We start from the raw sequence: 10,524 nt of genomic DNA, 5'->3' as shown, positions 1-10,524 counted from the left end.
GAGCAGCGATGGCGCTGGGAGCGGTGGCGGAACCGCCGGTACAACGGCGAGGCAGTGACTACGCACAGTTGTCCCGACGGATCAGCCAGGCGGGCCTGCTGGAGCGGCGCCCCGGCTGGTATGTCACCCGCATCGCGTTCACCCTCGGCGCCTTCGTGGCCGGCTGGGTGGCGGTGTTCCTGCTCGGCGACTCCTGGTGGCAGCTGCCGCTCGCGGCCCTGATGGCGGTGGCCACCACCCAGGTCGCGTTCCTCGGCCACGACGCCGGGCACCGCCAGATGTTCCGTCGGCGCGGTCCCAGCGAGCTGGTGGGTCTGCTCGCCGGCAACGTGGCGGTGGGGATCAGCTATGGCTGGTGGGTCGACAAGCACAACCGGCACCACGCCAACCCCAACCACGAGGACGAGGACCCGGACGTCGGCGCCGGTGCCCTGGTGTGGACGCCCGAGCAGGCGCAGGAGACCCGAGGGATCAATCGCTGGCTGGCCAAGCGGCAGGCGTACCTCTTCTTCCCGATGCTCCTGCTGGAGGGCCTGAGCCTGCACGTGGCGAGCATCCGGGCGATCGTCGGGCGGGAGCCGGACGGCCGGTACACCACCCCGATGCGACACCGGGCGGTCGAGGCGGTGCTGCTCGTCGCGCACACCGCCGGCTACGTGGCACTGCTGTTGGCGGTCATGTCGCCGGTCAAGGCGCTCCTCTTCGCCGCCGTGCACCAGGCGCTGTGGGGTTTCTACATGGGCTGCGCGTTCGCGCCGAACCACAAGGGCATGCCGATGCCGACCGCCGAGGACGAGCTGGACTTCCTGCGTAAGCAGGTGCTGACCTCCCGCAACGTGCGGGGCAGCCGGCTGGTCGACACCACGCTGGGTGGGCTCAACTACCAGATCGAGCACCACCTGTTCCCGAACATGCCGCGCGCCAACCTGCGCCGGGCCCAGCCGATCGTGCGCGCCTACTGCAGCGAGCAGGGCATCCCGTACGCCGAGACCGGGCTGGTCGAGTCGTACCGGCAGGCACTTGGTCACCTGCACGCGGTCGGTCAACCGCTGCGCGGCTGAACAGGTACGGCCGACACGAGGGTTGATTGGCGGGGCGGCATCTGACGATGCCGCCCCGCCGGCGCATTTTCGGACCGCAGATCCGGCGCACGACGGCGCGTCCGGCCCGTCGGACGCGCCACCGGTAGGGTCTGGTCATGGCAGACCTGCTCACCGCGGACGCGGTGCGAGAAGAGCTGGGCGGGTTGACCGACTGGTCGGGCGACCCGACCGGCATCGGTCGTACCGTCCAGCTCGGCAGTTTCCCGGACGCCATCGCAGTGGTGGACCGGGTGGCGACGGTGGCCGAGGAGCTCGACCACCATCCCGACATCGACATCCGATGGCGGACCCTGACCTTCCGCTGTGTCACGCACTCGGCCGGTGGGGTCACCCACCGGGACATCGAGCTGGCCCGGCGGATCGACGACATCGTCCGGAGCGCGGCATGAGATTCGAGATCAGCAAGGTTTTGGACGCCATCGAGGGACGGGTGTGCACCGACCCATCGCTGGCCCGGGCCGTGGTCGACCTGGCTGAGGTGATCCGCTACCAGGACATCGACGGCGGCCGGCCGGCCAGCCTGCTGCGCCTGGGCATGGTCATCGACGCGCTCTCCCGCGAGTTGGAGGAGGACAGCGTCCAGGTCTACGCGGTGGTCCACCGGGCGCTGCTCTCCGACGCCGACCTCACCTCCAACGAGCGGATGGTCGTCCGCCGCTGGGCCGACGACGGGCTCGTCGAGGTGCTCGACAACCCGGGCGACCGGATGTTGGAGGTCGCCGACCTGCTCGGGCTGCCGGTGCTCAGCAGGGTTCGCTTCGATGGGCTGCGGGGTCGGTTCCCGTGGCTGGTCGAGCAGCCCGGTCGGGTGCTCGCCCCGGTGCCGGGCGCCGGCGGGCCGGTGTTCATCGCGCACGTCGGCGGCGGGCACACGCCGGTCGCCGGCAAGCGCTCGCAGACCGGGACCAAGTTGCTGGCCCGCCAGTGGCGCTGCCCGGAGTCGGGCTGTGCGTTGTTCGGCAGCGGTGGCGGGGGCGGCGCGTTCGCCGACCTGGCCCGGGTGGTCGAACGCAGCCCCGCCGGGCAGCCACCGCCCGCGCTGCGCAACGGCGTACCGACCTGCCCCCGGCACGGCGTACGGCTCGGTGACGGTGGCCCTCGTCCGCGTACGGAGGTGCTCGCGGTGCGCGTCGGCGGTCTGGTCCGGCGGCGGTTCGTGCTGAGCGAGGAGCAGCCGGTGGTGGCTGGCCGAGCCCCGGAGGAGGACGGCGGCATCATGCTCGGGCAGTGGCTCAACGACGAGGCCCGGCGGTGGATCAGCCGTGGCCACGTCCACTTCGAGCTGCGGGTGGGCGAGGTCATCGTCACCGACGTCAGCACCAACGGCTCCGGCATCCGCCCGGCCGGCTCGATGGCCGAGTCGGACCGGATCCCCCTGGCACCACAGCAGTCCCGGGTGTTGGGCGAGAACGACATGGTGGAGCTCTACCCCGGGGTGCAGATCGGCCGCGCCGAGGAGTTGCCGACCGGCGCCCCGTTCACCCCCACCTCGGTAATGGCCGAAGCCCCAACAATGGCCATGCGCCTACCCCGCCCCTAACCCGCCCCCCACCCCGCCGCCCGCCGCCCCCCCGCCCCCCCGCCCCGCCGCCCCGCCCCCCCACCGCCCCGTCGATCTAGGGCATATCGTCGTGATTCGAGATCATTAAGCGACGATCTGCCCTAGATCGACGGGGCGAGGGTGGCGGGGGGCGGAGAGGGGGCGGGGTGGGGCGGGGTGGGGTGGGGAAAGGGTTTAGCTGGTCAGTACATCGGCTAGCTGGGTTACCGCTAGGTCGATCTCGTCCTCGGTGATCACCAGCGGCGGGGCGAGCCGGATGGTGGAGCCGTGGGTGTCCTTGGCGAGGACGCCGCGCTCCATCAGGCGCTCACACGCCTCGCGCCCGCTCATCAGCGCCGGGTCGATGTCCAGACCGGCCCACAGACCGCGGACGCGTACCCCGACCAGACCCTTGCCGAGCAGCCCTTCCAGGCCGGCCCGGAGGCGCTCGCCCAGCTCGGCCGAGCGGCGCTGGAACTCGCCGGTCGCCAGCAGTCGGACCACCTCGATGGCCACCGCGCAGGCGAGGGGGTTGCCGCCGAAGGTGGAGCCGTGCTGGCCGGGCTTGAGCACACCGAGCACGTCGGCGTTCGCGGCCACCGCGGAGACCGGCACGATGCCGCCGCCGAGCGCCTTGCCGAGCAGGTACATGTCCGGCACGACGCCCTCGTGGTCACAGGCGAAGGTCTCGCCGGTACGCCCCAGGCCGGACTGGATCTCGTCGGCGATGAACAACACGTTGCGCTCGGTGCAGACCTGGCGTACGCCCGGCAGGTAGCCCTCCGGTGGCACCACCACGCCCTGCTCGCCCTGGATCGGCTCGAGCAGCACGGCCACGGTGTTCTCGTCGATCGCGGCGGCCAGTGCGTCCAGGTCGCCGTACGGCACGACCGTGAACCCCGGGGTGTACGGCCCGAAGTCGGCGCGGGCGTCCTCGTCGGTGGAGAAGCTCACGATGGTGGTGGTCCGCCCGTGGAAGTTGCCCTCGGCGACCACGATGTTGGCCTGCCCGGCGGGCACGCCCTTGACCTGGTAGCCCCATTTGCGGGCCACCTTGATCCCGGTTTCCACCGCCTCGGCGCCGGTGTTCATCGGCAGTACCAGGTCCTTGCCGCACAGCTCGGCCAGCTCCCGGCAGAAGTCGGCGAACTGGTCGTGGATGAACGCCCGGCTGGTCAGCGTCAGCCGGTCCAGCTGTGCGTGCGCGGCAGCGATCAGCTGCGGGTGCCGGTGGCCGAAGTTCAGTGCGGAGTAGCCGGCCAGGCAGTCCAGGTAGCGGCGGCCGTCCACGTCGGTGAGCCAGGCACCCTCCGCGGACGAGATCACCACCGGCAGCGGGTGGTAGTTGTGCGCCGTCCAGCGCTCGGCGTCCCGGACCGCTCCCGGCGTCCGCAGGATGTCATCCACGATCACTTGCTTGCCTTTCCCTGACGGAGTCGCAACGTGCAGCACTTCGGTCCGCCGCCGGCCTTACGCAGCTCGGACAGGTCGACACCGATGGTTTCGTAGCCCCGGTCGCGCAGCTTGGCGGCCAGGTCGGTGGCCTGCGCGGGCAGCACGACGTGCCGCCCGTCGCTGACCGCGTTCAGCCCCAGCACCTCGGCGTCGGCCAGGGTGGCGTGCACGGCGTCGGGGAAGAGCCGGCGCAGCACGGCCTGGCTGCCGGGGGCGAACGCCTCGGGCAGGTACGCCACGGTCCGCTCGTCGAGCACGGTCAGCGCGGTGTCCAGGTGGTAGAAGCGCGGGTCGACGAGTTGCATGGTGATCACCGGGTAGCCGAAGACCTCCTGCAACTGGGCGTGCGAGGCGTGCGCCGTGCGGAAGCCGGTGCCGGCCAGCAGGTAATCGCCGGCCAGCAGGACGTCGCCCTCGCCCTCGTTGACGTGCTTCGGGTCGTACATCTCGAAGCCGGCGGCCTCGAACCAGGCCCGGTATGCCGGTGCCTCGTCGGCGCGCTGCGGGTCGCGGAACTGCACGGCCATGGCCTTGCCGTCGATCACGGTGCCACCGTTGGCGGCGAAGACCATGTCGGGCAGGCCGGGCACCGGAGTGATCTCCTCGACGGTGTGGCCCAGGTCAAGGTACGTCTGGCGCAGCTGCTCCCACTGCCGGACGGCCAGCGCGGTGTCGACCGGCGCGCTCGGGTCCATCCAGGGGTTGATCGCGTAGTCGACGGCGAAGTACGTCGGCCGGCACATCAACAGGCGCTGGCTGGTGTCGTCCATCGTCATTGTCCTGCTCCAAGGGGTCGGGCGCGCCCGGCCACCGTGGCCGACGGGCTGGCGCCGTTGCTCAACGTTATGCGGCGCCAGCGGCAGGATCCACCACTGAGAGTTGCACGGACCGAACATTCGTTGCGTCTGAGCGGTCTGTGGTAGCGATTCGTTGCGCCCAGGGTTGAGCGGGCCGGAATCGTGTTCCGGGCCACCTGCCGCTGGGGCCTTCGCGCAGCCTTTGCCTGCTTCAACGGGCGCAGCACCCAACGTCCGGATACCGGACGTGCGGAGTTGCGTGGGGTGAAGCAGAGCAAAGGAGGAAAGCAAGGGTGGCCGGCGCCGCTGGTCCGGAGGGCTCACGCGTCGGGGCCTAAGAGAGAGCCGACCCCCAGGGAAACCTGCCGGGCCCGGACGCACTTCAGGGGCGGCGAACCGCCGCCCCTGAAAGGCTGTCGCCCGGCCTCTGAACCACCGGGAGTTCGGGCTGCCGACGAAACCGCCGGGTCGCTCGCCGGCGCATCACCGGCGAGCGGAACAGTGCCCGCTAGAAGCGATCGACAAACTGTGAGTCGAGCCACTCACGGAAGCGCTGGACCCAGTCGCCGTCGGTGGTCGGCCAGTCGAACTGGCCGGTCATCGCCAGCACCCCGATCACCACTGCGGCCAGCCCGATCAGCACGCCGAACAACGCGTCGGTCTTGCCGGCGACGTGCCGGCGGCGGGTGGCCATCAGGCCGAGCACCGAGAGCACCGCGCCGACCGCGCCGAGCCCGATGCCGTACCCGGCCAGGGTCCCGGTCAGGACGAAGAGCGCAGCGGCCACGGAAACGATCAGGCCGAGGGTGGCGAGCAGGCTGGCCCGCGGCTTCGGGCCACGCGTCACCGGCGTCTCGGGCGCCGTCGGCGCCGGGGTCGGGTCGACCTCGCGGCCGGTCGAGGCCCGGTCGGTCGTGTCGGGTCGCCGGGTCGTGCTGTCGAGGTCGACGTCCCGGTCGGCGGTGTGCCCCGGGGTCGGAACGGTGGCGGGCCGGGGCTCGCTCTGCACCGACCGCGCGGTGGCGGCCCGGGCCACCGAGGCCCGATCGGCGGCCCGCTGCTCGGCCTCGCCAGCCTGCTCGGTGGGCGTGGCGGCGCTGCGGTACGTCGTCTGGTCGGTGGCCACCGGGCGGCCGGCGACGTCGTTCGACCGGCCGGTGTCGGTGACCGCCGAGCCTTCCCGGTCGGTGACCGGGGTGTCGCGACCGTCAATGCGGCCATCGAGGTTCTCGTCCCGAGTCGTTCCCGGCTCGGACCTGCGGGACAGCGAAGGAATCCTGACCACTACACACCTCCTGATGAATGCGTGGTGGCCGACGAAAAGGGGTGGCACCCACGCGGTACCGCCCTGAACTACCCACCTCGGCGTTTCCTGACACCAATAACGGGTACGGCGGCCGTACCACCCTTGATCGCTCAGGTGGACCCCCGGTTTCCTTGATGCCGAGTCGATCAGCGCCTCGGCCCGGCGCGCGCGGCTGGCTATCCTTGGCACCCGTGCCAGAGGGACACACGATCCATCGCCTGGCGGCCCGGCACGCCGAGCTGTTCGCCGGGGACAAGCTGCACGCCGCGAGCCCGCAGGGCCGCTTCGCCGAAGGCGCCGCCCGGCTCTCCGGGACCGTGCTGGAGGGCACCGAGGCGTACGGCAAGCACCTGCTGCACCACTATGCCGGTGAGCTGACGCTGCACGTGCACCTCGGGCTGTACGGGAAGGTCACCGACGGGTCGGGTGAGCCGCCGGAGCCGGTCGGTCAGGTGCGGCTGCGACTGGCCAGCGACCGGCACTGGCTCGACCTGCGCGGGCCCACCGCCTGCGAACTGTTCACCCCACCCGAGGTGGCCGCACTGCGCGACCGCCTCGGGCCGGATCCGCTGCGCGCCGATGCCGACCCGGAGCGGGCGTACCGCAGAATTTCGCGCAGCCCGACGCCCCTGGCCGCGCTGCTGCTGGACCAGTCGGTGGTGGCCGGCACCGGGCTGATCTTCGTGACCGAGGCGCTGTTCCGGGCCGGGCTGCCGCCGACGATGCCTGGCCGAGGGTTGACCCGTGCCAGCTGGGACGCGCTCTGGGTCGACCTGGTCGGGCTGATGCGGCTCGCGGTCGAGCACGGCCGGATCGACACGGTGCGCGACACGCACCTGCCGGAGGCGATGGGCCGGCCGGCACGGGTGGACCGGCACGGTGGCGAGGTGTACGTCTACCGCCGCCCCGGCGCGCCCTGCCACGTCTGCGGCACCGAGGTCAGCCGTGGCGAGCTGGCCGGGCGCAACCTCTACTGGTGCCGTACCTGCCAGGTCGGCTGAGCCGGGGCGTCAGCCCATGTCGAGCAGCCAGCGGACCACCTCGATCTGGTGCGGAAAGACGACCTCGTCGGCGACGAGCGGCGTGCAGGGTGAGCGCCGCGTCGAGCAGTCGCCTCTCGTACGGCCGGCCCGCCCGTTCGCGGTCGCACAGTCCGCCGGCATTGAAATCAGCGAGGTCGTTGTCCGCCTCACCGTGGGTCATGGCAGGAAGTAGTTGGCCATGAGGCGTGTGACCCATGCCGGTTGCCGGATGTCGGTGGGTTGGAATTCGATCGTCGTGGGTTTCAGGTCGATGATGGGGGTGCCGGTTGCGGCGTCGAGGCCGAGCACTTCGAGTGTCCGGCCGTTCAGCGACTTGATGGGGCAGGTGGTCATGCCGATGCGATTGGGGCGGTGGGGTCCGCGGTCGGCGAAGACGCCGACCGGCGGGAGGTCTGTCCGGCCACGTGGCGGGCGGGGTCGGTAGTGCGCCCGTTCCGTCGCCCGGTCGAAGACGAAGAAGACATCGACGTGGGAGAACTCGTCCAGGCCGAGTAGGCAGTCCTCGTCGAACCGCTGGTCCAGTGAGATGGTGCTGGTCACGGCCCCCCAATGGTCGGTGATGGCGATGTCCGAGCGGCTGTTGTGCACGGTGCCGATCGGCTGCATGAGGAATTGCATGGCGTGCCCTTCGAAGGGCCGGCCGCGCGGTGCGGCCGGCCGATGGTTGAGAAGCGGTCAGTGGCGTCCGGTGAGCCGGAGGCCATCGCGGATGTTGCCGGCCATCAGGGCCAGGGCCGTCGTGGCGGCGAGCACCTCGACGGTCTGCACCAGCAGGTACACGGCACCGAACTCGCCGCCCAGGGCGAGCCGGTCCAGGGCGAACGCGGCGGGAGTCAGCAGGAACAGTCCGATGCCGGCGATGAACGGCATACGGCCTCGCTTGGCCATGACCTTCGGGTCGATCGAGGCGCCAGCCAGACGGAAACCGGTCGCTGCGGTAAGCAGCACGGCCGGGACGAGGACGAGCAGTGCCCACAGCACGGCCCGCCGGACGTCGACGGCATGGTGCGCGTCGAGCAGCGCGGTGCTGAGCGCGGCGAGGACGAGCAACATTGTCGTGGTGACCGCTGTCGCGGCAGCGAGCAGGTGGAGGCGGGTCAGCATTGGTCTACTCCTCATGGGCATGGGTCGCGGCGAGTGAGCGGTGTCGGTGGTCACGTGCGGGTGCGATACAGGCGCATCGTCAACGGACCGAAGATCGCCACGAGCAGGACCGCGGTGAGGAGCACGACGCCGATCCGGTCGGGCTCGGCGGTGCCGTGCATGAGCCCTCTGACGGCGTCGACGAGCAGGCTGACCGGGTTGACCTCGACGAACGTCCGCAGCCATCCGGGCATGGTCTTCGGGTCGACGAAGACGTTGCTGGCGAAGGTGAGCGGGAACTGCACGAGGAAGCTCACCGCCGAGATGGCGCTCGGTGTGCGAAGGACGAGCCCGAGCGTCGCCCAGACCCAGGACAGGCCGAACGCGAATACGAGGATGAGCGCGACCGCCGACAGGACGCCGACGGCACCGCCCTCGGGGCGGAAGCCCATGACGAGTCCGAGGGCGAGGACGATCCCTGCGGCGAGGAGGTTGCGGCCGGCGTCGCTGATCAGGCCGCCGACGATGAGGGCCGGGCGCCAGATCGGCATGGACCGGAAGCGGTCGGCCACGCCGGTGGTGATGTCGGTCCTGAGGTTGACGCCCGCGTACACGGTGATGAGCAGCACCGCGAAGACTGTGGTGCCCGGGAGGAGGTACTGGAGGTACTCATGCGTCGAGCCGACCATGGCGCCGCCGAACAGGTACGTGAACATGACGGTGAACAGCACCGGAATCATGATCGCGTCGGCGAGCTGCTCCGGAACGTGCTTGATCTTCAGTAGGGCGCGCCGAGCGAACGTGAGGGACGCCGACACCGGGCTGGCACGCGGCGGTCGCGGACGCGTCGACACGGCGTCGGGGAGGGTCTGGTCGATCGTGTCCGGCGTCGTCGATGTCATGGTCATGCCGCCTTCTCCGCTGCGTCGGTGCCGACCTGGGTGCTGCTGCTGCGTCCGGTGAGGGCCAGGAACGCCTCGTCGAGGCTGGGTAGGCCGAGCGCGAACGTCGTGAGGTGAATCCCAGCCCGGGTCAGCTCAGCGAACGCGACCGAGGCGCGGGCGGGGTCGTCCACCCGGGCCGAGAGCAGACCGTCGTCGGTGCCGGTCTGGACTGCGACGCCAAGGGAGCCGGCCAGGAGTCGCGCGGCCTCGGCCCGGTGGTCCGGCTCAAGCACCTGGACCTGGAGGGTTCCGGCACCCACCGATGCCTTGAGCTGTGCGGGTGTGCCCGCCGCGATGATCCGGCCCCGGTCAACGACGGCGAGCCGGTCGGCGAGCCGGTCGGCCTCGTCGAGGTACTGCGTGGTGAGTAGCACGGTGGTGCCCTCGCGGACGAGGGCGCGCACGATGCTCCACACCTGGTTGCGGCTGCGTGGATCCAGGCCCGTGGTCGGCTCGTCCAGGAACAGCAGGTCCGGGGTGACGATGATGCTGGCGGCGAGGTCCAGCCGGCGCCGCATGCCGCCCGAATGCGTCTTGACGGTCGCGCCGGCGACATCGGTGAGCCCGAATCCGTCGAGCAGTTCCTCGGCGCGGCTCCTGGCTCCGGCCCTGCCGTAGCCGAGGAGCCGGGCCAGGATCGTGAGGTTCTCGAATGCCGTCAGCTCCGCGTCGATCGTGGCGAACTGGCCGGTCAGGCTGATCCGGTCGCGGACACGATCAGCTTCGCGTACGACGTCGTGGCCGAGCACCCGCGCGGTGCCGCCGTCCGGTCGCAGCAGGGTGGCGAGGATGCGGAGGGTGGTGGTCTTACCGGCCCCGTTTGGACCGAGGAAACCGAAGACACCGCCGGCGGGCACGGCCAGATCCACCCCGTCGACGGCGCGGTGGCCGTCGAAAGCTTTGACCAGGCCGGTGGCTTCGATCGCCAGCTCGCCGTGCACCGGGTCAGTGCTCATCGACGACAGCCACATCGGCGGCGGTGACCGCGCGGGCCAGCGAGAAGGTGGCCGTGGTCTCCGGAAGATCGGGGGCGATCCGGCGGGCCGCCTGGAGGTGCTCGGCGGAGTCCCACCGCCAGATGCCGATCCAGGTCTGCTCGTCGACCTGCCCGAGTCGCGTCTCGACAAGGCCGGGCGTCGCCGACCTGATCGCGGCGACAAGGTCGGCGTGCCGGGTGCGCAGCGCGGTCCCGGTGTCAGGCTCGATCGTGAATCGAGTAACGGTGATGACAGACATGCCAGAACCAATCTCTA

The 10,524-nt window shown here is 70.9% G+C and carries 13 protein-coding genes; 4 read left to right on the top strand and 9 right to left on the bottom strand.

All coding sequences use genetic code 11. From position 1 onward, the window contains the following. Positions 1 to 8 precede the first annotated feature (8 nt). The 3 genes from OG811_RS05510 to OG811_RS05500 all read left to right on the top strand — a co-directional run bounded on the left by OG811_RS05510 (position 9) and on the right by OG811_RS05500 (position 2,643). Positions 9 to 1,061: a fatty acid desaturase family protein gene (locus OG811_RS05510; protein ID WP_406072621.1), complete on the top strand. Its 1,053-nt coding sequence runs from the start codon at positions 9 to 11 to the stop codon at positions 1,059 to 1,061. 137 nt (positions 1,062 to 1,198) lie between these two features. After that, the gene (locus OG811_RS05505) at positions 1,199 to 1,492 is read left to right on the top strand and encodes a 4a-hydroxytetrahydrobiopterin dehydratase (RefSeq protein WP_406072619.1); all 294 of its coding nucleotides are present in this window, start codon (positions 1,199 to 1,201) and stop codon (positions 1,490 to 1,492) included. Further along, on the top strand, positions 1,489 to 2,643 hold the full coding sequence (locus tag OG811_RS05500; protein WP_406072617.1) for an FHA domain-containing protein: 1,155 nt from the start codon (positions 1,489 to 1,491) through the stop codon (positions 2,641 to 2,643). Before OG811_RS05505 ends, OG811_RS05500 begins: the two co-directional genes overlap by 4 nt. 195 nt (positions 2,644 to 2,838) lie before the next feature. Here OG811_RS05500 and rocD read toward each other — a convergent pair whose 3' ends face one another. The 3 genes from rocD to OG811_RS05485 form a co-directional block, all read right to left on the bottom strand. Further along, on the bottom strand, positions 2,839 to 4,053 hold the full coding sequence (gene rocD / locus OG811_RS05495; RefSeq protein ID WP_406075543.1) for an ornithine--oxo-acid transaminase: 1,215 nt from the start codon (positions 4,051 to 4,053) through the stop codon (positions 2,839 to 2,841). Next, complete coding sequence (gene ddaH / locus OG811_RS05490; RefSeq protein WP_406075542.1) at positions 4,053 to 4,868, bottom strand: dimethylargininase; 816 nt, start codon at positions 4,866 to 4,868, stop codon at positions 4,053 to 4,055. Before ddaH ends, rocD begins: the two co-directional genes overlap by 1 nt. A 535-nt stretch (positions 4,869 to 5,403) precedes the next feature. Beyond that, entirely contained in the window at positions 5,404 to 6,180 is a 777-nt protein-coding gene (locus OG811_RS05485) for a thrombospondin (protein ID WP_406072616.1), read from the bottom strand. A gap of 212 nt (positions 6,181 to 6,392) precedes the next feature. Here OG811_RS05485 and OG811_RS05480 point away from each other — a divergent pair, with 212 nt between their 5' ends. Beyond that, positions 6,393 to 7,202 (top strand): Fpg/Nei family DNA glycosylase, encoded by an 810-nt coding sequence (locus OG811_RS05480; RefSeq protein ID WP_406072614.1) that lies wholly within the window; start codon positions 6,393 to 6,395, stop codon positions 7,200 to 7,202. A gap of 9 nt (positions 7,203 to 7,211) precedes the next feature. On the opposite strand, the gene OG811_RS05475 is transcribed toward OG811_RS05480, so the two are convergent. The 6 genes from OG811_RS05475 to OG811_RS05450 are packed head-to-tail and all read right to left on the bottom strand — an operon-like array spanning position 7,212 to position 10,507. Continuing rightward, the gene (locus OG811_RS05475) at positions 7,212 to 7,364 is read right to left on the bottom strand and encodes a hypothetical protein (RefSeq protein ID WP_406072612.1); all 153 of its coding nucleotides are present in this window, start codon (positions 7,362 to 7,364) and stop codon (positions 7,212 to 7,214) included. 36 nt (positions 7,365 to 7,400) lie between these two features. Further along, positions 7,401 to 7,862 (bottom strand): SAM-dependent methyltransferase, encoded by a 462-nt coding sequence (locus tag OG811_RS05470; RefSeq protein ID WP_406072611.1) that lies wholly within the window; start codon positions 7,860 to 7,862, stop codon positions 7,401 to 7,403. Positions 7,863 to 7,919: 57 nt separating this feature from the next. Next, complete coding sequence (locus OG811_RS05465; RefSeq protein WP_406072609.1) at positions 7,920 to 8,348, bottom strand: hypothetical protein; 429 nt, start codon at positions 8,346 to 8,348, stop codon at positions 7,920 to 7,922. Positions 8,349 to 8,398: 50 nt separating this feature from the next. Then, positions 8,399 to 9,235 carry an ABC transporter permease gene (locus OG811_RS05460; protein ID WP_406072608.1) on the bottom strand — a complete coding sequence of 279 codons (837 nt, stop codon included), beginning with the start codon at positions 9,233 to 9,235 and terminating at the stop codon, positions 8,399 to 8,401. Continuing rightward, positions 9,232 to 10,227: an ATP-binding cassette domain-containing protein gene (locus tag OG811_RS05455; RefSeq protein WP_406072606.1), complete on the bottom strand. Its 996-nt coding sequence runs from the start codon at positions 10,225 to 10,227 to the stop codon at positions 9,232 to 9,234. Before OG811_RS05455 ends, OG811_RS05460 begins: the two co-directional genes overlap by 4 nt. Beyond that, a complete protein-coding gene (locus OG811_RS05450) occupies positions 10,217 to 10,507 on the bottom strand; it encodes an antibiotic biosynthesis monooxygenase (RefSeq protein WP_406072604.1) in 291 nt (96 codons plus the stop codon). The genes OG811_RS05455 and OG811_RS05450 overlap by 11 nt, the downstream gene beginning before the upstream one ends. Positions 10,508 to 10,524 lie beyond the last annotated feature (17 nt).

Origin of the sequence: Micromonospora sp. NBC_01638 (genome assembly GCF_045209745.1) — a bacterium.
In the GTDB taxonomy this organism is placed as follows: Bacteria; Actinomycetota; Actinomycetes; order Mycobacteriales; family Micromonosporaceae; genus Micromonospora.
Note: the sequence above shows the minus strand (reverse complement) of the source record. Positions and strands in the feature narration are given on the sequence as shown.

Bases quoted from the DNA above. Each gene is read 5' to 3' on its own strand.
- OG811_RS05510 (WP_406072621.1), top strand. From the start codon at position 9: ATGGCGCTGGGAGCGGTGGCGGAACCGCCGGTACAACGGCGAGGCAGT.
- OG811_RS05505 (WP_406072619.1), top strand. From the start codon at position 1,199: ATGGCAGACCTGCTCACCGCGGACGCGGTGCGAGAAGAGCTGGGCGGG.
- OG811_RS05500 (WP_406072617.1), top strand. From the start codon at position 1,489: ATGAGATTCGAGATCAGCAAGGTTTTGGACGCCATCGAGGGACGGGTG.
- ddaH (WP_406075542.1), bottom strand. From the start codon at position 4,868: ATGGACGACACCAGCCAGCGCCTGTTGATGTGCCGGCCGACGTACTTC.
- OG811_RS05475 (WP_406072612.1), bottom strand. From the start codon at position 7,364: ATGCCGGCGGACTGTGCGACCGCGAACGGGCGGGCCGGCCGTACGAGA.
- OG811_RS05470 (WP_406072611.1), bottom strand. From the start codon at position 7,862: ATGCAATTCCTCATGCAGCCGATCGGCACCGTGCACAACAGCCGCTCG.
- OG811_RS05465 (WP_406072609.1), bottom strand. From the start codon at position 8,348: ATGCTGACCCGCCTCCACCTGCTCGCTGCCGCGACAGCGGTCACCACG.
- OG811_RS05460 (WP_406072608.1), bottom strand. From the start codon at position 9,235: ATGACCATGACATCGACGACGCCGGACACGATCGACCAGACCCTCCCC.
- OG811_RS05455 (WP_406072606.1), bottom strand. From the start codon at position 10,227: ATGAGCACTGACCCGGTGCACGGCGAGCTGGCGATCGAAGCCACCGGC.
- OG811_RS05450 (WP_406072604.1), bottom strand. From the start codon at position 10,507: ATGTCTGTCATCACCGTTACTCGATTCACGATCGAGCCTGACACCGGG.